The following is a 21,543-nucleotide window of genomic DNA, read 5'->3' as shown; positions in this document are numbered from 1 at the left end:
CTACGCCCGCTAAAAGGAGGCGTGATTCTATAGACGCCCCCAATTAGTGTCAACCCAATAAAAAAAACCCCCGCTGAGCGGGGGTTTTTTCAATCGGTCGAGTGATTACTCGATGATTTTGGCCACAACGCCGGCGCCGACGGTACGACCGCCTTCACGGATAGCGAAGCGCAGACCGTCTTCCATTGCGATGGTCTTGATCAGGGTAACAGTCATCTGAATGTTGTCACCTGGCATTACCATTTCAACGCCTTCCGGCAGTTCGCAGTTACCGGTCACGTCAGTGGTACGGAAGTAGAACTGTGGACGGTAGCCTTTGAAGAACGGAGTGTGACGGCCGCCTTCTTCCTTCGACAGGACGTAGACTTCTGCGGTGAACTTGGTGTGCGGCTTGACCGAACCCGGCTTGACCAGAACCTGGCCACGCTCAACGTCGTCACGCTTGGTACCACGCAGCAGAACGCCGCAGTTCTCGCCAGCACGACCTTCGTCCAGCAGCTTGCGGAACATCTCAACACCGGTGCAGGTGGTGGTGGTGGTGTCACGCAGACCAACGATTTCCAGCGGATCCTGAACGCGGACGATACCACGCTCGATACGACCGGTAACAACGGTACCACGACCCGAGATCGAGAATACGTCTTCGATCGGCATCAGGAACGGCTGGTCGATGGCACGAACTGGCTCAGGGATGTAGGCATCCAGAGTTTCTACCAGCTTCTTGACAGCGGTAGTGCCCATTTCGTTGTCGTCTTTGCCTTCCAGGGCCATACGAGCGGAACCGATGATGATCGGAGTGTCGTCGCCTGGGAAGTCGTAGGTGGACAGCAGGTCGCGAACTTCCATCTCGACCAGTTCCAGCAGCTCAGCGTCGTCTACCAGGTCAGCCTTGTTCAGGAAGACCACGATGTACGGAACGCCTACCTGACGGGACAGCAGGATGTGCTCACGGGTTTGTGGCATCGGACCATCGGCGGCCGAGCAAACCAGGATCGCGCCGTCCATCTGGGCAGCACCGGTGATCATGTTCTTCACGTAGTCAGCGTGACCTGGGCAGTCAACGTGAGCGTAGTGACGAATGTTCGAGTTGTACTCGACGTGAGCGGTGTTGATGGTGATACCGCGCGCTTTTTCTTCCGGAGCCGAGTCGATCTTGTCGAACTCAACGACTGCCGAACCGAAAACTTCGGAGCAGACGCGAGTCAGAGCTGCGGTCAGAGTGGTCTTACCGTGGTCAACGTGGCCGATGGTGCCGACGTTAACGTGGGGAAGGGAACGATCAAATTTTTCTTTAGCCACGACAGTGAACCTCTTGCCTAAAGGGGATTAGCCTTGTTTTTTAACGAGTGCTTCGACGATGTTCGACGGAGCTTCGGCGTATTTGGAGAATTCCATGGAGTAGCTTGCGCGACCCTGAGACATGGAACGAACGTCGGTTGCGTAACCGAACATCTCTCCGAGCGGTACTTCAGCACGGACGACACGGCCAGAGACCGACTCATCCATACCCTGGACCAGACCACGACGACGGTTCAGGTCACCCATCACGTCACCCAGGTAGTCTTCCGGGGTTACAACTTCGACTTTCATGATCGGCTCGAGAACCACGCCACCGCCCTTCTGGGCCAGTTGCTTGGTCGCCATCGAAGCAGCGATCTTGAACGCCATTTCGTTGGAGTCGACGTCGTGGTACGAACCGTCGAATACCGCGGCCTTCAGGCCGATCAGAGGATAACCGGCAACAACGCCGTTTTTCATCTGCTCTTCGATACCCTTCTGGATCGCAGGGATGTATTCCTTAGGAATCACACCACCAACGACTTCGTTGGAGAACACCAGACCTTCTGTGATGTTGCCCTTGTCGTCCACGTCCGGCTCGGAGAAGCGAACCCAGCAGTGACCGAACTGACCACGACCACCCGACTGACGAACGAACTTGCCTTCGATCTCGACGTTGGATTTGGTGATCTTCTCGCGGTACGAAACCTGCGGCTTGCCGATGTTGGCTTCGACGTTGAATTCGCGCTTCATGCGGTCAACGAGGATGTCCAGGTGCAGCTCACCCATACCGGAGATGATGGTCTGACCGGTTTCTTCATCGGTCTTGACGCGGAACGATGGGTCTTCCTGAGCCAGCTTGCCCAGTGCGATACCCATCTTCTCCTGGTCCTGCTTGGTTTTCGGCTCTACAGAGAGCGAAATCACAGGCTCAGGGAAGTCCATACGCTCAAGGATGATCGGCTTGTCGGCGTTGCACAGGGTATCACCAGTAGTGACGTCCTTCATGCCGATCAGAGCAGCGATGTCGCCTGCACGTACTTCTTTGATCTCTTCACGCTGGTTGGCGTGCATCTGGACCATACGACCAACGCGCTCTTTCTTGCCTTTGACCGAGTTGATGACGGAGTCACCGGAGGTCAGGAAGCCCGAGTAAACGCGAACGAAGGTCAGAGTACCAACGAACGGGTCGGTGGCAATCTTGAAGGCCAGGGCCGAGAACGGCTCGTCGTCGTCAGCATGACGCTCGTCGAACTGCTCTGGCTTGACTTCGTCCTTAGGCACGTCGATCAGGTCAGGGTGGATACCCTTGATCGCAGGGATCTCGGTCGGAGCTGGCAGGAAGTCGATAACGGCGTCGAGAACCAGGGGAACACCCTTGTTCTTGAACGACGAACCGCAGACAGCCGGAACGATCTCGCTGGCCAGGGTGCGCGCGCGCAGGCCTGCCTTGATCTCTTCGACGGACAGCTCACCTTCTTCAAGGTACTTGTTCATCAGCTCTTCGGTGGCTTCGGCGGCGGCTTCAACCATGTTGTTGCGCCATTCGTTAGCCAGCTCGACCATATCCGCAGGAATTTCTTCCTCGCGGTAGGTAGTACCCTTGTCGTCGTCGTTCCAGTAGATAGCCTTCATCTTGATCAGGTCAACCTGACCCTGGAAGTTATCTTCCGAACCGATGGCCAGCTGAACAGGAACCGGAGTGTGACCCAGACGGTTCTTGATCTGACCTACGACGCGCAGGAAGTTTGCACCAGCACGGTCCATCTTGTTCACGTAGACAACACGCGGAACGCCGTACTTGTTGGCCTGACGCCATACGGTTTCGGACTGCGGCTCAACGCCGGAGGTGCCACAGAACACAACGACCGCGCCGTCGAGTACACGCAGCGAACGCTCTACTTCAATGGTGAAGTCAACGTGGCCAGGGGTATCGATAACGTTTACGCGGTAGTTGTCATACTGACCACGGGAACCTTTCCAGAAGGTGGTAACGGCAGCGGAGGTAATGGTGATACCCCGCTCCTGCTCCTGCACCATCCAGTCGGTGGTCGCGGCGCCGTCATGCACCTCGCCCATTTTGTGGCTCAGACCTGTGTAGAACAGGATCCGCTCGGTAGTGGTGGTCTTGCCCGCGTCAACGTGGGCACAGATACCAATGTTACGGTAGCGGTTAATTGCTGTAGTACGAGCCATAAAGCCCTCGCAAAAAGATTGATGCTTGAATTAGAAGCGGTAGTGCGAGAACGCTTTGTTGGCTTCAGCCATACGGTGAACGTCTTCACGCTTCTTGACTGCAGCACCCTTGCCTTCGGCAGCATCCAGCAGTTCGCCGGCCAGACGCAGAGCCATCGACTTCTCGCCGCGCTTGCGGGCGTAGTCTACGAGCCAGCGCATTGCCAGAGCGTTACGACGGGATGGACGAACTTCAACCGGGACCTGGTAAGTGGCACCGCCGACACGACGGGACTTTACTTCGACCAGCGGAGCGATGGCGTCGAGAGCTTTCTCGAAGATTTCCAGGGGGTCGCTGTTCTTGCGTGCTTTGACGGTATCCAGGGCACCGTAAACGATGCGCTCGGCTACGGCCTTCTTGCCGCTTTCCATCACGTGGTTCATGAACTTCGCGAGAATCTGGGATCCGTACTTCGGATCGTCAAGGATCTCACGTTTTGCTGCTACACGACGTCTTGGCATGATAAGCCCTCAAACGGTCTTCAGGTTAGCCCGGGACCAGGTCATTCGACCCACGCCCGACCTTACTCTTATCGACTCAAAAAAATGGATGTCTGCAAACGACCGATTACTTCGGACGCTTGGTACCGTACTTCGAACGACCCTGGTTACGGCCTTTAACGCCCGAAGTATCCAGAGAGCCGCGAACGGTGTGGTAACGAACACCTGGCAAGTCTTTTACACGGCCGCCACGAATCAGGACGACGCTGTGCTCTTGCAGGTTGTGGCCTTCACCACCGATGTACGAGGAAACCTCGAAACCGTTGGTCAGACGCACACGGCATACTTTACGCAGTGCCGAGTTAGGTTTTTTCGGCGTGGTGGTGTACACACGGGTGCACACGCCACGACGCTGCGGGCAGTTCTGCAGCGCAGGAACGTCGGACTTCTCGACCGAACGCTTACGCGGCTGACGTACCAGCTGGTTGATAGTTGCCATCTACTAGCTCCACTGATTGTCTTGCGACTCTATTGTCTTGCAAGAAAGCCAAAAATTGGCGAGACGGAGCCTCACCAAATTTAAGGGTACAAAAGTCTAAAGAGGATCTTGCACCCAGTCAAGACGAGGCCCCGGCCCTCCCCGCCCGATCATCGGCAACATTTCATGTCGCCGATGATCGCCCGAGGCTTGCCGGGGCCTTGCCCTGTACTTAATTACCGCTGGAATTCAGCGCTTCGGTCAGTGCAGCTTCCACTTCACTGGCGCTTACACGCAGCGGTTTGTCGGCATCACGGCGACGCTTGCGCTCGCTGTGGTAGGCCAGACCAGTACCGGCCGGGATCAGACGACCCACGACCACGTTCTCTTTCAGACCGCGCAGGTAGTCGCGCTTGCCGGTTACCGCCGCTTCGGTCAGTACGCGGGTTGTTTCCTGGAAGGAAGCCGCGGAGATGAACGACTCGGTGGACAGCGAGGCCTTGGTGATACCCAGCAGCACTCGGGTGAACTTGGAGATGAACTTGTCCTCGCTAGCGAGACGCTCGTTCTCTACCAGCACCTGGGTCAGTTCCATCTGGTCGCCCTTGATGAAGCTGGAATCGCCCGACTCGGAGATCTCAACCTTGCGCAGCATCTGACGCAGAATGGTCTCGATGTGCTTGTCGTTGATCTTCACGCCTTGCAGACGGTAAACGTCCTGGATCTCGTTGACGATGTACTTCGCCAGCGCACTCACACCCAGCAGACGCAGGATGTCATGCGGATCGCTCGGGCCGTCGGAGATAACTTCGCCGCGGTTTACCTGTTCACCTTCGAAGACGTTCAGGTGGCGCCACTTCGGAATCAGCTCTTCGTACGGTTCGCTACCGTCGGTCGGAGTGATCACCAGGCGACGCTTGCCCTTGGTCTCTTTACCGAATGCGATGGTGCCGCTGACTTCAGCCAGAATCGAGGCTTCTTTCGGACGACGCGCTTCGAACAGGTCGGCAACGCGTGGCAGACCACCGGTAATGTCACGGGTCTTCGACGTCTCTTGCGGGATACGCGCGATAACGTCACCAACACCGATCTGAGCACCGTCAGCCACACCGACAAGGGCGTTGGCCGGCAGGAAGTACTGGGCAGGTACATCAGTACCTGGCAGGTACAGGTCCTTGCCTGCAGCATCGACCATCTTGATTGCTGGACGGATTTCCTTGCCTGCGGCAGGGCGATCCTTGACGTCCAGTACTTCAATGTTGGTCAAGCCGGTCAGTTCGTCGGTCTGACGCTTGATGGTGATGTTTTCTTCCATGCCCACGAAGGTCACGGTACCTTTCAGCTCGGTAACGATCGGGTGGGTGTGCGGGTCCCACTTGGCGACGATGGCGCCAGCTTCGACCTTTTCACCTTCCTTGACCGAAATCACCGCACCGTAAGGCAGCTTGTAGCGCTCACGCTCACGACCGAACTCGTCAGCAATCGCCAACTCACCCGAACGCGATACGGCAACCAGGTTACCGTCGGCACGCTCAACCTGCTTCAGGTTGTGCAGACGCACCATACCGCCATTCTTAACCTGGACGCTGTCGGCAGCCGAGGTACGGCTTGCAGCACCACCGATGTGGAACGTACGCATGGTCAGCTGGGTACCCGGCTCACCGATCGACTGGGCAGCGATAACGCCGACAGCCTCACCGATGTTCACCTGGTGACCACGAGCCAGATCACGACCGTAGCACTTGGCGCAAATGCCGTAGCGGGTTTCGCAGTTGATCGGCGAACGCACGATCACTTCGTCGATGCTGTTCAGCTCGATGAACTCGACCCACTGCTCGTCGACCAAGGTACCGGCCGGAACGATAACGTCCTCGGTGCCTGGCTTGAACACGTCACGGGCGATGACACGACCCAATACACGCTCACCCAGTGGCTCTACAACGTCGCCGCCTTCGATGTGTGGCGTCATCACCAGGCCCTGATCGGTGCCGCAGTCGATCTCGGTCACTACCAGATCCTGGGCAACGTCCACCAGACGACGAGTCAGGTAACCGGAGTTAGCGGTTTTCAGTGCGGTATCCGCCAGACCCTTACGAGCACCGTGAGTCGAGATGAAGTACTGAAGTACGCTCAGACCTTCACGGAAGTTCGCGGTGATCGGCGTCTCGATGATGGAGCCGTCCGGCTTGGCCATCAGACCACGCATACCGGCCAGCTGACGGATCTGGGCTGCGGAACCCCGCGCACCCGAGTCAGCCATCATGTACATCGAGTTGAAGGACTCTTGCTCGACTTCCTTGCCTTCGCGGTCGATGACCTTCTCTTTCGAGAGGTTGGCCATCATCGCCTTGGACACTTCGTCGTTCGCCTTCGACCACAAGTCGATGACCTTGTTGTACTTCTCGCCCTGGGTTACCAGGCCGGAGGCGTACTGGCTCTCGATTTCCTTCACTTCGTCGGTAGCGTTACCGATGATGCGGGCTTTCTCGTCCGGGATAACGAAGTCGTTAACACCGATGGAAACGCCGGAAATGGTCGAGTATGCGAAACCGGTGTACATCAGTTGGTCGGCGAAGATAACGGTCTCTTTCAGACCAACCACGCGGTAGCACTGGTTGATCAGCTTGGAGATCGCCTTTTTCTTCATCGGCTGGTTGACCACGTCATACGGCAGACCTGCCGGCACAACCTGGAACAGCAGCGCACGGCCGACGGTGGTGTCGACGATGCGGGTGTTCTTGACCACCGAGCCATCACGCTCTTTCACGGTTTCGTTGATACGAACCTTGATTTTCGCGTGCAGGGCGGCTTCGCCGGCGCGGAATACGCGGTCGACTTCCTGCAGGTCGGCGAACACGCGACCTTCGCCCTTGGCATTGATGGCTTCCCGGGTCATGTAGTACAGACCCAGTACAACGTCCTGCGACGGAACGATGATTGGCTCACCGTTGGCTGGCGACAGGATGTTGTTGGTCGACATCATCAGCGCACGCGCTTCGAGCTGGGCTTCCAGGGTCAGCGGCACGTGAACGGCCATCTGGTCACCGTCGAAGTCGGCGTTGTACGCAGCACAGACCAGCGGGTGCAGCTGAATAGCCTTACCTTCGATCAGTACGGGTTCAAACGCCTGGATACCCAGACGGTGAAGGGTCGGTGCACGGTTGAGCAGTACGGGGTGTTCGCGAATCACTTCAGCGAGAACGTCCCACACCTCTGGCAGCTCGCGCTCGACCATCTTCTTGGCAGCCTTGATGGTGGTCGCCAGACCACGCATTTCCAGCTTGCCGAAAATGAACGGCTTGAACAGCTCGAGGGCCATCTTCTTCGGCAGACCGCACTGGTGCAGACGCAGGGTCGGACCTACGGTAATTACCGAACGGCCGGAGTAGTCAACACGCTTACCGAGCAAGTTCTGACGGAAGCGACCTTGCTTACCTTTGATCATGTCGGCCAGGGACTTCAGCGGACGCTTGTTCGAGCCAGTGATGGCGCGACCACGACGGCCGTTGTCCAGCAGAGCGTCAACCGCTTCCTGCAGCATGCGCTTTTCGTTGCGCACGATGATGTCCGGCGCCGACAGATCCAGCAGGCGCTTCAGACGGTTGTTACGGTTGATCACCCGACGATACAGGTCGTTCAGGTCGGAAGTCGCGAAACGGCCACCATCCAGCGGAACCAGCGGACGCAGGTCCGGCGGCAGCACTGGCAGGACGGTCAGGACCATCCACTCAGGCAGGTTGCCCGAGCCCTGGAAAGCTTCCATCAGCTTCAGACGCTTGGAAAGCTTCTTGATCTTGGTTTCCGAGTTGGTCTGCGGAATTTCTTCGCGCAGGCGGCCGATCTCGTGCTCCAGGTCGATAGCGTGCAGCAGCTCGCGGACAGCCTCGGCACCCATACGGGCATCGAAGTCGTCACCGAACTCTTCCAGCGCTTCGAAGTACTGCTCGTCGTTCAGCAGCTGGCCCTTTTCCAGGGTAGTCATGCCCGGGTCGATAACGACATAGCTCTCGAAGTAGAGCACGCGCTCGATATCACGCAGGGTCATGTCCATCAGCAGGCCGATACGGGACGGCAGCGACTTCAGGAACCAGATGTGGGCAACCGGCGAGGCCAGCTCGATGTGCGCCATGCGCTCACGACGAACCTTCGCCAGGGCAACTTCAACGCCGCACTTCTCGCAGATTACGCCGCGGTGCTTGAGGCGCTTGTACTTGCCGCACAGGCACTCGTAGTCCTTGACTGGGCCAAAGATCTTGGCGCAGAACAGGCCGTCACGCTCAGGCTTGAACGTACGGTAGTTGATGGTTTCCGGCTTCTTAACTTCACCGAACGACCACGAACGGATCATTTCAGGCGACGCCAGACCGATGCGGATGGCGTCGAACTCTTCGACTTGACCCTGGTTTTTCAGCAAATTCAGTAGGTCTTTCAAGGCCTTTCCTCCTGGCGGAGCAGGGAGCGGGCATTACCTGCCCCACTCCCCTTCGCGTCACGTGTTATTCGGTTTCCAGATCGATATCGATACCGAGCGAACGGATCTCTTTGATCAACACGTTGAAGGACTCGGGCATGCCCGGCTCCATACGGTGATCGCCATCCACGATGTTCTTGTACATCTTGGTACGGCCGTTCACGTCGTCCGACTTCACTGTGAGCATTTCTTGCAGGGTGTATGCCGCGCCGTATGCTTCCAGCGCCCACACTTCCATCTCCCCGAAACGCTGACCACCGAACTGCGCCTTACCACCCAGCGGCTGCTGGGTAACCAGGCTGTAGGAACCAGTGGAACGCGCGTGCATCTTGTCGTCCACCAAGTGGTTCAGCTTGAGCATGTACATGTAACCAACGGTCACAGGACGCTCGAACTTGTTGCCGGTACGGCCGTCGAACAGCACCATCTGGCCGCTCTCTGGCAGGTCGGCCAGTTTCAGCATGGCCTTGATCTCGCGTTCCTTGGCACCATCGAAGACCGGGGTAGCCATCGGCACGCCTTTCTTCAGGTTGTTAGCCAGGGCCAGGATCTCTTCGTCGGTGAATTCGTCGAGATTTTCCTGACGACCGCCGATCTCGTTGTAGACCTCGGTCAGGAACACGCGCAGCTCAGCGGCTTTACGCTGCTCTTCGAGCATGCGGTCGATCTTCTCGCCCAGACCCTTGGCCGCGAGGCCCAGGTGGGTTTCAAGGATCTGACCAACGTTCATACGCGAAGGTACACCCAGCGGGTTCAGTACGACGTCAACCGGAGTACCGTTGGCATCGTGCGGCATGTCTTCAACCGGCATGATGACCGAGACGACACCCTTGTTACCGTGACGACCGGCCATCTTGTCACCCGGCTGGATGCGGCGGCGGATTGCCAGGTAAACCTTGACGATCTTCAGTACGCCCGGTGCCAGGTCATCGCCCTGCTGCAGCTTGCGCTTCTTGTCTTCGAACTTGTCGTCCAGCAGACGGCGACGGTCGACGATGTACTGCTGAGCCTTTTCCAGCTGCTCGTTCAGTGCATCTTCAGCCATGCGCAGTTTGAACCACTGGCCGTGCTCCAGACCGTCCAGCACCTCGTCAGTGATCACGGTGCCTTTCTTCAGGCCTGCACCACCATCAACCACCTGGCCGTTCAGAGCAGAACGCAGACGCTCGAAGGTTGCACCTTCAACAATGCGGAACTCTTCGTTGAGGTCTTTGCGGATCTCGTCGAGCTGCATCTTCTCGATGGCCAGCGCGCGGCTATCGCGCTCCACGCCATCACGGGTGAAGACCTGTACGTCGATGACAGTACCCTTGGTGCCGGTTGGCACACGCAGGGAGGTGTCCTTAACGTCGCTGGCCTTCTCACCGAAGATTGCGCGCAGCAGTTTTTCTTCCGGAGTCAGCTGGGTTTCGCCTTTTGGCGTGACCTTGCCAACCAGGATGTCGCCAGCGCCAACTTCAGCACCTACGTAAACGATACCGGCTTCGTCCAGCTTGTTCAGTGCGGCTTCACCCACGTTCGGGATGTCCGCAGTGATTTCCTCTGGGCCGAGCTTGGTGTCACGCGCCACACAGGTCAGTTCCTGAATGTGGATGGTGGTGAAGCGATCTTCCTGAACAACACGCTCGGACAGGCAGATGGAGTCTTCGAAGTTGAAGCCGTTCCACGCCATGAACGCGATGCGCATGTTCTGACCCAGAGCCAGCTCACCCATGTCGGTGGACGGGCCGTCGGCCATGATGTCACCACGCTGAACCTTGTCACCCTTGCTCACCAGCGGACGCTGGTTGATGCAGGTGTTCTGGTTCGAACGGGTGTACTTGGTCAGGTTGTAGATATCCACACCCGCTTCGCCGGTTTCCACTTCGTCGTCGGCAACGCGAACAACGATACGGCTGGCGTCGACCGAGTCGATCACACCACCGCGGCGAGCAACCACGCAGACACCGGAGTCACGGGCAACGTTGCGCTCCATGCCGGTACCTACCAGCGGCTTGTCGGCACGCAGGGTCGGTACAGCCTGACGCTGCATGTTCGAACCCATCAACGCACGGTTGGCGTCGTCGTGCTCGAGGAACGGAATCAGCGACGCTGCAACGGAAACAACCTGCTTCGGCGAAACATCCATCAGGGTGACGTCTTCCGGCGCCTTGACGGTGAATTCGTTCAGGTGACGAACTGCTACCAGCTCATCGATCAGTTGCTTCTTGTCGTTCATCGCGGCCGAAGCCTGTGCGATAACGTGATCTGCCTCTTCGATTGCCGACAGGAACACGATGTCGTCGCTGACAACGCCTTCCTTCACCACGCGGTACGGGCTTTCCAGGAAGCCGTACTGGTTGGTGCGGGCGTAGGCCGCCAGGGAGTTGATCAGACCGATGTTCGGACCTTCAGGGGTCTCGATCGGGCACACACGGCCATAGTGGGTCGGGTGTACGTCACGGACTTCGAAGCCGGCACGCTCACGGGTCAGACCGCCAGGGCCGAGTGCGGAGACGCGGCGCTTGTGGGTAATCTCCGAGAGAGGGTTGTTCTGGTCCATGAACTGGGACAGCTGGCTGGAACCGAAGAACTCTTTCACCGCTGCCGCTACCGGCTTGGCGTTGATCAGGTCTTGCGGCATCAGGCCTTCGCTTTCCGCCATCGACAGGCGTTCCTTGACCGCGCGCTCGACACGCACCAGGCCAACGCGGAACTGGTTCTCGGCCATCTCGCCGACGCAACGTACGCGACGGTTACCCAGGTGGTCGATGTCGTCGACGATGCCTTTGCCGTTACGGATATCGACCAGGGTCTTCAGAACCTCGACGATGTCTTCCTTGCTCAGCACGCCCGAACCCTCGATCTCGGTACGACCGATACGACGGTTGAACTTCATGCGGCCTACGGCGGACAGATCGTAACGCTCGGCACTGAAGAACAGGTTGTTGAACAGGGTCTCGGCTGCGTCCTTGGTTGGCGGCTCGCCTGGACGCATCATGCGGTAGATCTCGACCAGCGCTTCCAGTTGGTTGCTGGTGGTATCGATCTTCAGAGTGTCAGAGATGAACGGACCGCAATCGATGTCGTTGGTGTACAGGGTCTCGATACGGACAACCTGCGCCTTGGCGACCTTGATCAGCAGCTCGGTAGTCATCTCGGTGTTGCATTCGGCGAGAATTTCGCCGGTAGCCGGATGCACGATAGCCTTGGCGGTAGTGCGGCCCAGGACGTATTCCATTGGAACGTCCAGTTGCTTGACGCCGGCCTTCTCGAGCTGGTTGATGTGGCGCGCGGTAATACGGCGGCCTTGCTCGACGATGACTTTGCCGGTTTCGTCATGGATGTCCATGACTGCAACTTCACCACGCAGACGCTGCGGTACCAGTTCCAGGCTGAGTTTTTCGCCGGAAATGTGGAACACGTTGGTGGTGTAGAAGGTGTTCAGCACTTCTTCAGTGCTGTAACCCAGGGCGCGCAGCAGCACCGAGGCCGGCAGTTTGCGGCGACGGTCGATACGCACGAACACGCAGTCCTTCGGGTCGAACTCGAAGTCCAGCCAGGAACCGCGGTAAGGGATGATGCGAGCGGAGTACAGCAGCTTGCCCGAGCTGTGGGTCTTGCCACGGTCGTGGTCGAAGAACACACCAGGCGAACGGTGCAGCTGGGAAACGATCACACGCTCGGTACCGTTGATAACGAAGGTACCGTTCTCAGTCATCAGGGGGATTTCACCCATGTAGACTTCTTGCTCTTTGATGTCCTTGATCGCTTTGTTCGACGATTCCTTGTCGAAGATGATCAGGCGCACCTTGACCCGCAGTGGGACCGCGAAGGTCACGCCACGCAGGACACATTCCTTCACATCGAAGGCGGGTTCGCCCAGGCGATAGCCTACGTACTCCAGGGCAGCATTGCCGGAGTAGCTGATGATCGGGAATACCGATTTGAAGGCCGCGTGCAGGCCGACGTCGCGGAAGTGATCCTTGGATGCTCCCGCTTGCAGGAATTCGCGATACGAATCCAGCTGGATGGCCAGGAGGTAAGGCACATCCATGACGTCCGGCAACTTGCTAAAGTCCTTGCGGATACGTTTTTTCTCAGTGTATGAGTAAGCCATCAGCGTTCCCCAGCTTGGTCACCTGCTTGTTTGGCTTCTCCCGGCGGGAGCAGCCAGAAAATCGTGCAAACCCCTTGGTTTGCGCCACCCACATGGGTGTCTTGCAGCTCGTTATCGGGACCGGCCTGACCGGCCACCAATAACGGAAAAAGGCCGGTGGCATAAGCCACCAGCCATCAGCCTTTCGCTCAACGCTCAGGCTGGCATCGCAAGGTCGAGATTACTTCAGCTCGACTTTAGCGCCTGCTTCTTCCAGCTTCTTCTTAGCGTCTTCAGCGGCTTCTTTCGAAACGCCTTCAGCTACAACCTGAGGAGCGCCATCGACTTTCTCTTTGGCTTCTTTCAGGCCCAGACCGGTCAGTTCGCGAACGGCCTTGATCACGTTCACTTTCTTGTCGCCGGCTTCAACCAGAACAACGTTGAACTCGGTCTGCTCTTCAACAACGGCAGCAGCAGCAGCTGGGCCAGCAGCGGCAACAGCAGCGGTAACGCCGAAGGTTTCTTCCATTGCTTTGATCAGCTCAACAACTTCCAGAACGGTTTTCTGGCCGATTGCTTCGATGATTTGTTCGTTAGTCAGAGACATGACTTAAATCCTGTATTGGGGTGACAGCCTACGCAGCCATCAAATTAAACGTATGATTTTGAAAGAATTCGCGCGCCTTAGGCGGCGGTAGCTTCTTTCTGGTCGCGAATGGCTGCCAGAGTACGAGCCAGCTTGCTGGTGGCGCCTTGAATAACGCTCATCAGTCGTGCAATAGCTTCGTCGCGGGTCGGCAGGGTAGCCAACACGTCGATCTGGTTCGCTGCAATGAAATTGCCGTCAAACGCAGCTGCCTTGATCTCGAACTTGTCCTGACCCTTGGCGAACTCTTTGAACAGACGAGCAGCAGCGCCCGGGTGTTCGTTGGAGAAAGCAATCAGGGTCGGGCCTTTGAACGCGTCGTTGAGGATCGAGAATTCGGTGCCTTCAACAGCGCGCTTGAGCAGGGTATTACGCACTACACGTACGTATACGCCAGCTTCGCGGGCCTCTTTACGGAGTCCGGTCATTGCGCTTACAGTCACACCACGGGCATCAGCCACGACAGCGGACAGAGCGACTTTGGCAGCCTCGTTGACTTCAGCGACGATGGCCTTCTTGTCTTCGAGTTTAATTGCCACGGGTTTACTCCTGGTTTTTACCGTTTCATCTGGCCGAGGCCGGATGTCGTTTTGGTGTCTGATTCGGTAACGAATCGGGAGCACCATCTGCGTGGGCTGATGTTTTAAGGCTTGCGCCGCCTACGGTCTTGGATAGCCCCCGCCAGGCAGGGACCCCAATTTTTGCTGGCGGCGCGACTGGTCGCGCCGCCATGTTCTTACACGTTCAGCGAGCTCTGATCGATGACCAGACCTGGGCCCATGGTGGTGCTCAGGGTAACGCGCTTAACGTAGATACCTTTCGAGGAAGCTGGCTTGATACGCTTCAGGTCAGCGATCAGGGCTTCAACGTTTTCCTTCAGCTTGTCAGCTTCAAAGCCGATCTTGCCAACGGAGGTGTGGATGATACCGTTTTTGTCGGTACGGTAGCGAACCTGACCAGCCTTGGCGTTTTTCACGGCAGTGGCTACGTCTGGGGTCACGGTACCAACTTTCGGGTTAGGCATCAGGCCGCGAGGACCCAGAACCTGACCCAGCTGACCTACAACGCGCATGGCATCAGGCGATGCGATAACGACGTCATAGTTCAGGTCGCCGCCTTTCATTTCGGCAGCCAGATCGTCCATACCTACGCGATCAGCGCCGGCAGCCAGAGCAGCTTCAGCAGCTGGACCCTGGGTGAAGACAGCAACGCGAACGGTCTTGCCAGTGCCGTGTGGCAGCACGGTAGCGCTACGTACGACCTGGTCGGATTTACGCGGGTCAACACCGAGGTTAACGGCGATGTCGTAGGACTCGACGAACTTGGCAGCAGGCAGCGAGGCCAGCAGAGTTGCCGCTTCTTCGAAGTTGTAGGCCTTGCCTGCTTCGATTTTCTCGGCGATTGCCTTTTGGCGTTTGGTCAGCTTAGCCATTACACACCCTCCACGTTCAGGCCCATGCTGCGGGCAGAGCCAGCGATGGTGCGTACAGCAGCGTCCAGGTCAGCGGCAGTCAGGTCAGCCTGTTTGGCTTTCGCGATGTCTTCCAGCTGAGCACGGGTAACGGTACCGACTTTAACGGTGTTCGGGCGAGCCGAACCACTGGTCAGGCCAGCAGCTTTCTTCAGCAGAACCGAGGCAGGGGTGCTCTTGGTCTCGAAGGTGAAGCTACGGTCGCTGTAGACAGTGATGATCACTGGAGTCGGCAGGCCGGCTTCTTGACCCTGGGTACGGGCGTTGAAGGCCTTGCAGAATTCCATGATGTTCACACCATGTTGACCCAGAGCTGGACCAACGGGTGGGCTTGGGTTGGCCTGGCCGGCCTTAACTTGCAGCTTGATGTAAGCCTGAATCTTCTTAGCCATGAGCTACTCCAAAATCGGGTACGAACGCCTGATGGCTCCCCGGATGACTTGCGTTTTATCCCAGTGACGACAAAACCCCGCAGCACACAGGGCTGCGGGGTATGGGATGCTTCGTCCGCCTAGACCTTTTCGACCTGGCTGAACTCGAGCTCCACCGGAGTAGAGCGACCGAAAATGAGCACCGCAACCTGCAGGCGACTCTTTTCGTAGTTAACTTCTTCGACACTACCATTGAAGTCAGCGAACGGACCATCAATGACTCGAACCACTTCACCTGGCTCGAACAGCGTCTTGGGCTTCGGCTTATCGCTACCGTCGGCAACGCGACGCAGGATGGCCTCAGCTTCTTTATCGGTAATCGGCGCAGGCTTGTCAGCAGTACCGCCAATAAAGCCCATCACGCGAGGGGTGTCCTTGACCAAGTGCCAAGTCCCTTCATTCATCTCCATCTGGACCAGTACATAGCCAGGGAAGAATTTACGCTCACTCTTGCGCTTCTGGCCGTTGCGCATTTCGACAACTTCTTCGGTCGGGACCAAGATCTCGCCGAAACCGTCTTCCATGCCAGCCAGCTTGACGCGCTCGATGAGGGAGCGCATTACATGCTTCTCGTAACCCGAGTAAGCATGCACAACATACCAACGCTTAGCCACGGGACACCTTTAGCCAACGATCAAGGAGACCGCCCAGCCGAGCAGGGAATCGAGCCCCCACAGCAGCAGTGCCATAACCAGCACGACAGCCACGACAATCAGCGTGGTCTGGGTGGTTTCCTGGCGGGTCGGCCACACGACTTTACGAATCTCGGTACGAGCTTCCTTCGCCAGCGCAAAGAACGACTTGCCCTTCGCAGTCTGCAGAGCTACAAAGCCCGCGACAGCAGCAAGGACGAGAAGCACAAGAACGCGATACAGGATTGGAGAGCCGGAGTAATATTGATTACCCACAACACCAACAACCACCAAAGCCACTACAGCCAGCCACTTGAACAGATCAAAACGCGATTCTTGGGCTTCAGTTTTGGGGGTCATCGAGGAGGATCCTGTAAGAAGAAAGCCATCACACCGAGGTGAAATGGCAGGTCAGGAGGGAATCGAACCCCCAACCTACGGTTTTGGAGACCGTCGCTCTGCCAATTGAGCTACTGACCTGTAACGCTGTATCAGGCCGGCCATTATACCGGCCTGATCAAGTAAATCAACTACTTATTCAATAATTTTTGCTACGACGCCGGCGCCGACGGTACGACCGCCTTCACGGATAGCGAAGCGCAGACCGTCTTCCATTGCGATGGTCTTGATCAGGGTAACAGTCATCTGAATGTTGTCACCTGGCATTACCATTTCAACGCCTTCCGGCAGTTCGCAGTTACCGGTCACGTCAGTGGTACGGAAGTAGAACTGTGGACGGTAGCCTTTGAAGAACGGAGTGTGACGGCCGCCTTCTTCCTTCGACAGGACGTAGACTTCTGCGGTGAACTTGGTGTGCGGCTTGACCGAACCTGGCTTGACCAGAACCTGGCCACGCTCAACGTCGTCACGCTTGGTACCACGCAGCAGAACGCCGCAGTTCTCACCAGCACGACCTTCGTCCAGCAGCTTGCGGAACATCTCAACACCGGTGCAGGTGGTGGTGGTGGTGTCACGCAGACCAACGATTTCCAGCGGATCCTGAACGCGGACGATACCACGCTCGATACGACCGGTAACAACGGTACCACGACCCGAGATCGAGAATACGTCTTCGATCGGCATCAGGAACGGCTGGTCGATGGCACGAACTGGCTCAGGAATGTAGCTATCCAGAGTCTCTACCAGCTTCTTGACAGCGGTAGTGCCCATCTCGTTGTCGTCTTTGCCTTCCAGGGCCATACGAGCGGAACCGATGATGATCGGAGTGTCGTCGCCTGGGAAGTCGTAGGTGGACAGCAGGTCGCGAACTTCCATCTCGACCAGTTCCAGCAGCTCAGCGTCGTCTACCAGGTCAGCCTTGTTCAGGAAGACCACGATGTACGGAACGCCTACCTGACGGGACAGCAGGATGTGCTCACGGGTTTGCGGCATCGGACCATCGGCGGCCGAGCAAACCAGGATCGCGCCGTCCATCTGGGCAGCACCGGTGATCATGTTCTTCACGTAGTCAGCGTGACCTGGGCAGTCAACGTGAGCGTAGTGACGAATGGTCGAGTTGTACTCGACGTGAGCGGTGTTGATGGTGATACCGCGCGCTTTTTCTTCCGGAGCCGAGTCGATCTTGTCGAACTCAACGATTGCCGAACCGAAAACTTCGGAGCAAACGCGAGTCAGAGCTGCGGTCAGAGTGGTCTTACCGTGGTCAACGTGGCCGATAGTGCCGACGTTAACGTGGGGAAGGGAACGATCAAACTTTTCCTTAGCCATCGATACAATCCTCCGCAGAAGAAATAGTCTTGCGCTGATAAAACAAAGGCAGATATTTTCATATCTGCCTTGTTTATATGGAGCTCTTGAGCGGACTTGAACCGCTGACCTCACCCTTACCAAGGGTGTGCTCTACCAACTGAGCTACAAGAGCGAAACACTTTGTGCAAAATCCGGCAAACTTGGAGCGGGTAGCGGGAATCGAACCCGCATCATCAGCTTGGAAGGCTGAGGTTCTACCACTAAACTATACCCGCGGAGCTTGCGGCTCTCGCTAAAACTGGTGGAGGGAGAAGGATTCGAACCTTCGAAGCTCTCGCAACGGATTTACAGTCCGTCCCCTTTGACCGCTCGGGAATCCCTCCAGATGTGGCCGGCATTCTATTTGTCTGCCGCCCTAGTGTCAAGCGTTTTTTTCAAATTTTTTCAATCAAATCTGAAACTTAGCTGCTTTGACACCGCTTCCAGTTCTACCACCTGAGTGGTGTTCCCTGTGAAGCGGGCGCCATTCTATCAAGCTATTCGTCAGTTGCAATACCCTGGCAGAAAATAATTTTATGTTTTAAGTCTTTGAAATCATTGGAAAGAGCCAAGAGCACCGTTTGGTCCAGCAAACGCTCGCTTTCGGGGGCAACCTTGAGCCAGCGACCATCCGCCCCAGGCAGCTGTCCTGACACCGGCAAGGTGGCAATATCCAGACTCAGCAGGCGTTGACGCAGCGCATCCAACTGCTCCTGCCCCTTCACGCCACCGACCACCAGGCATTCATCACGACGCTTGGGCGGTGCCGACACACCTGTTTCACGCAACAGACGGATTTCTTGCTGATTCCCCTTGTACAGTGACAATGGGGCGACTTCCTTGACCTTCAGCGGGGCTTCCTGCTGATGCCATACGTAATAAAAGACGTTGAGCACCAGTAACAGCAGAAACAACCAGCGCATAGGCACCTCAATCCAATGGGCAGGCCATTGCCAGGCCAACGAAAACCAGGTCAGGCACGACACGCGCCTGTGGTAGGGCCGCCCTCACCAGTGGCGCATCACCGCCAGTGAGGAACACGGTGAACTCCTCACCCCATAGCACACGAGCCTGCTCAAGCTGGGTGTAGGCAAAGCCCTGGAGCATCAATACGCAACCGCGCTCTACCGCTTCGACAGTCGAGCGACCTGGTGACAAGCTGCTCAATGCGCGCTCCGCGGAGGCGTCGTCATAGCGGATACGACGGGTGTGAGTGCGCAGCTGGCTACGCATCAATGGCATACCCGGGCAGATGTAGCCCCCAAGATGCTCGCCATCTGCAGAAACGAAGTCCGCTTTTGCCGCGGTACCCAGGTCAATCACCAGGCACGCACCCTTGGCCAGGTGAAATGCCCCCAACGCCGCCAGCCAACGATCCATACCCAGGCGCTGATAGTCGTCATAGCCATTGCGCACACCTGCCATTTCACGGACAGGGTGGGCAACCTTCGCCTGCACGGCAAATGCCTGAGCAATCAACGCGCAAAGCGCATCGGTCTCTTCTTCGCTGCGCACACTGACAATACGGCAACCCGTGAGACGCACTGAAGCGAGCGCAGCCACTTCCGCCACCAGCGCCTGATCGGAATCGACGATCCCACCACCTTCAATCACAGCATCGGCGACATGGATCACCCGCCACTTGATGAAGCTGTTACCGCAATCGAGCTCAAGAATCATCACGCAACCTCAAACTGAGCTCACCACCACTGAAGCTCTTTTCCATCCCGTCCACCTCAAGGCGCAAACCACCCTGCCCGTCGACGCCAAGAACCACGCCATCAATACGTGTACTACCAGCAACCAGCGATACATTGCGCCCCTGCCACAAGTGCGCCTGCTCCCACTCCTCCTGGAATGCGGCAAAGCCGTAGCGGCGATGGCGCGCCAATTCGTGCTGTAGCTGCTGACTGAGCAGCGCGACCAAGTGATTGCGATCTATGGCTGCACCAACCTCACGCCGCATAGAAGTCCACTGCTGATCGACCTGTTCGTTTACCTGCATGTTTACATTGATACCAATGCCTAGCACCACATGACAGACATCTGCAGGATCGCCCACCAACTCCAGGAGGATCCCGGTGATCTTCTGCCCACGTACCAACACATCGTTAGGCCATTTGAGCCCGACATCCTTTACACCGAACGCCTGTAAGGTGCGCATTACCGCCAACCCCACTACCAAGCTCAACCCCTCGAGCTGACGCATGCCTCCATCAACGCGCAGCACCAGGCTGTAATAGAGATTTTCAGCAAATGGGCTGACCCACTGCCGGCCGCGCCGACCGCGTCCGGCGCTCTGGCGCTCAGCCAGAACCAGGAATGGAGCCGCCTGCCCTTCACTGGCAAGGCGCAAGCCTTCGGCATTGGTCGAATCGATGGTTTCGTGGATGAAGACCGGCCACTGTTCGCCCACGGCGAATCCGGCGATTGCCTGCGCCTCAAGCAACGCCAGTGGCGCGGCCAGCTGGTAACCGCGCCCACGAACTTTGTGAATGGTGAGGTTCAGCTCACTTTCCAGATGCTGCAGCTGTTTCCAAACTGCGCTGCGACTCACCCCTAGGGCTGCCCCCAGAGCTTCTCCGGAATGGAACCGACCGTCCTTGAGGAGATTCAACAACTTCAGCATGCCAGTCTCGACTTGGAATAAGGCAGGCATGATAGCCATGGGCTGTTGGCTTGCATAGGAAAAGGACCTGCAGGAGAGGCCGCGTATCGCAATCACAGGGAGGAGCATTGGCAAGGCCAGGCTTTTTAAGCCCACAAAGACAAAACCCCTACCTGCATGCGCAGATAGGGGTTTTGCGAAATGAATCTTGACGATGACCTACTCTCACATGGGGAAACCCCACACTACCATCGGCGATGCATCGTTTCACTACTGAGTTCGGGATGGGATCAGGTGGTTCCAATGCTCTATGGTCGTCAAGAAATTCTGTTGCCAGAATGTCCAGATGGACAGCCCAGCGAATTCGGATATGCGATATTTGTGGTCTTACGAATTTTCGGGTTTTTCGTCTTCACCACCGCAATCTGCGTCAGCAAATTGCTTGGGTGTTATATGGTCAAGCCTCACGGGCAATTAGTATTGGTTAGCTCAACGCCTCACAGCGCTTACACACCCAACCTATCAACGTCGTAGTCTTCGACGGCCCTTTAGGGGATTCAAGATCCCAGTGAGATCTCATCTTGAGGCAAGTTTCCCGCTTAGATGCTTTCAGCGGTTATCTCTTCCGAACATAGCTACCCGGCAATGCCACTGGCGTGACAACCGGAACACCAGAGGTTCGTCCACTCCGGTCCTCTCGTACTAGGAGCAGCCCCTCTCAAATCTCAAACGTCCACGGCAGATAGGGACCGAACTGTCTCACGACGTTCTAAACCCAGCTCGCGTACCACTTTAAATGGCGAACAGCCATACCCTTGGGACCGGCTTCAGCCCCAGGATGTGATGAGCCGACATCGAGGTGCCAAACACCGCCGTCGATATGAACTCTTGGGCGGTATCAGCCTGTTATCCCCGGAGTACCTTTTATCCGTTGAGCGATGGCCCTTCCATACAGAACCACCGGATCACTAAGACCTACTTTCGTACCTGCTCGACGTGTTTGTCTCGCAGTCAAGCGCGCTTTT

The 21,543-nt window shown here is 57.1% G+C and carries 16 protein-coding genes, 4 tRNA genes and 2 rRNA genes (1 of these 22 cut by a window edge); all 22 read right to left on the bottom strand.

What is annotated here, in order from left to right; translation table 11 throughout:
- Positions 1–105: 105 nt before the first annotated feature.
- Positions 106–1,299 carry an elongation factor Tu gene (gene tuf, locus AC3RCM_RS02615; RefSeq protein WP_010951775.1) on the bottom strand — a complete coding sequence of 398 codons (1,194 nt, stop codon included), beginning with the start codon at positions 1,297–1,299 and terminating at the stop codon, positions 106–108.
- A 27-nt stretch (positions 1,300–1,326) separates the two neighbouring features.
- Positions 1,327–3,474 (bottom strand): elongation factor G, encoded by a 2,148-nt coding sequence (fusA, locus tag AC3RCM_RS02610; protein ID WP_003255490.1) that lies wholly within the window; start codon positions 3,472–3,474, stop codon positions 1,327–1,329.
- A 30-nt stretch (positions 3,475–3,504) separates the two neighbouring features.
- Positions 3,505–3,975 carry a 30S ribosomal protein S7 gene (rpsG, locus tag AC3RCM_RS02605; protein WP_003246741.1) on the bottom strand — a complete coding sequence of 157 codons (471 nt, stop codon included), beginning with the start codon at positions 3,973–3,975 and terminating at the stop codon, positions 3,505–3,507.
- 106 nt (positions 3,976–4,081) lie between these two features.
- Positions 4,082–4,453, bottom strand: coding sequence for a 30S ribosomal protein S12 (gene rpsL / locus AC3RCM_RS02600; RefSeq protein ID WP_003255492.1), 372 nt, complete (start codon positions 4,451–4,453; stop codon positions 4,082–4,084).
- Between the two features lie 211 nt (positions 4,454–4,664).
- Positions 4,665–8,864 carry a DNA-directed RNA polymerase subunit beta' gene (gene rpoC, locus AC3RCM_RS02595; protein WP_010951774.1) on the bottom strand — a complete coding sequence of 1,400 codons (4,200 nt, stop codon included), beginning with the start codon at positions 8,862–8,864 and terminating at the stop codon, positions 4,665–4,667.
- 64 nt (positions 8,865–8,928) lie between these two features.
- A complete protein-coding gene (gene rpoB / locus AC3RCM_RS02590; RefSeq protein ID WP_003255495.1) occupies positions 8,929–13,002 on the bottom strand; it encodes a DNA-directed RNA polymerase subunit beta in 4,074 nt (1,357 codons plus the stop codon).
- A 220-nt stretch (positions 13,003–13,222) separates the two neighbouring features.
- On the bottom strand, positions 13,223–13,588 hold the full coding sequence (rplL, locus tag AC3RCM_RS02585) for a 50S ribosomal protein L7/L12 (protein WP_003255496.1): 366 nt from the start codon (positions 13,586–13,588) through the stop codon (positions 13,223–13,225).
- Between the two features lie 77 nt (positions 13,589–13,665).
- Positions 13,666–14,166 (bottom strand): 50S ribosomal protein L10, encoded by a 501-nt coding sequence (rplJ, locus tag AC3RCM_RS02580; RefSeq protein WP_003255497.1) that lies wholly within the window; start codon positions 14,164–14,166, stop codon positions 13,666–13,668.
- A 197-nt stretch (positions 14,167–14,363) separates the two neighbouring features.
- Complete coding sequence (rplA, locus tag AC3RCM_RS02575; RefSeq protein ID WP_003255499.1) at positions 14,364–15,059, bottom strand: 50S ribosomal protein L1; 696 nt, start codon at positions 15,057–15,059, stop codon at positions 14,364–14,366.
- A complete protein-coding gene (gene rplK / locus AC3RCM_RS02570) occupies positions 15,059–15,490 on the bottom strand; it encodes a 50S ribosomal protein L11 (RefSeq protein WP_003255500.1) in 432 nt (143 codons plus the stop codon). The genes rplA and rplK overlap by 1 nt, the downstream gene beginning before the upstream one ends.
- 119 nt (positions 15,491–15,609) lie before the next feature.
- Positions 15,610–16,143 (bottom strand): transcription termination/antitermination protein NusG, encoded by a 534-nt coding sequence (gene nusG, locus AC3RCM_RS02565; protein WP_003255501.1) that lies wholly within the window; start codon positions 16,141–16,143, stop codon positions 15,610–15,612.
- 9 nt (positions 16,144–16,152) lie between these two features.
- Positions 16,153–16,521, bottom strand: a complete 369-nt coding sequence (secE, locus tag AC3RCM_RS02560; RefSeq protein ID WP_010951773.1) for a preprotein translocase subunit SecE — start codon at positions 16,519–16,521, stop codon at positions 16,153–16,155.
- Positions 16,522–16,565: 44 nt separating this feature from the next.
- Positions 16,566–16,641: transfer RNA gene (locus tag AC3RCM_RS02555), tRNA-Trp, on the bottom strand.
- Between the two features lie 54 nt (positions 16,642–16,695).
- On the bottom strand, positions 16,696–17,889 hold the full coding sequence (gene tuf / locus AC3RCM_RS02550; protein ID WP_003255489.1) for an elongation factor Tu: 1,194 nt from the start codon (positions 17,887–17,889) through the stop codon (positions 16,696–16,698).
- Positions 17,890–17,967: 78 nt separating this feature from the next.
- A tRNA-Thr gene (locus AC3RCM_RS02545) sits at positions 17,968–18,043 on the bottom strand.
- Positions 18,044–18,072: 29 nt separating this feature from the next.
- Positions 18,073–18,146: transfer RNA gene (locus tag AC3RCM_RS02540), tRNA-Gly, on the bottom strand.
- 24 nt (positions 18,147–18,170) lie between these two features.
- Positions 18,171–18,254: transfer RNA gene (locus AC3RCM_RS02535), tRNA-Tyr, on the bottom strand.
- 153 nt (positions 18,255–18,407) lie between these two features.
- Entirely contained in the window at positions 18,408–18,833 is a 426-nt protein-coding gene (locus AC3RCM_RS02530) for a hypothetical protein (protein WP_014589472.1), read from the bottom strand.
- A 7-nt stretch (positions 18,834–18,840) separates the two neighbouring features.
- Positions 18,841–19,590, bottom strand: coding sequence for a pantothenate kinase (locus AC3RCM_RS02525; RefSeq protein ID WP_010951771.1), 750 nt, complete (start codon positions 19,588–19,590; stop codon positions 18,841–18,843).
- Positions 19,580–20,539: a bifunctional biotin--[acetyl-CoA-carboxylase] ligase/biotin operon repressor BirA gene (gene birA / locus AC3RCM_RS02520; protein ID WP_010951770.1), complete on the bottom strand. Its 960-nt coding sequence runs from the start codon at positions 20,537–20,539 to the stop codon at positions 19,580–19,582. The genes AC3RCM_RS02525 and birA overlap by 11 nt, the downstream gene beginning before the upstream one ends.
- Positions 20,540–20,724: 185 nt before the next feature.
- Positions 20,725–20,840, bottom strand: a 5S ribosomal RNA gene (gene rrf, locus AC3RCM_RS02515).
- 131 nt (positions 20,841–20,971) lie between these two features.
- Positions 20,972–21,543: ribosomal RNA gene (locus AC3RCM_RS02510) — 23S ribosomal RNA — on the bottom strand; it runs 2,318 nt beyond the window's last position.

The sequence above is a fragment of the Pseudomonas sp. GW823-FHT05G12 genome, from assembly GCF_058795575.1.
Note: the sequence above shows the minus strand (reverse complement) of the source record. Positions and strands in the feature narration are given on the sequence as shown.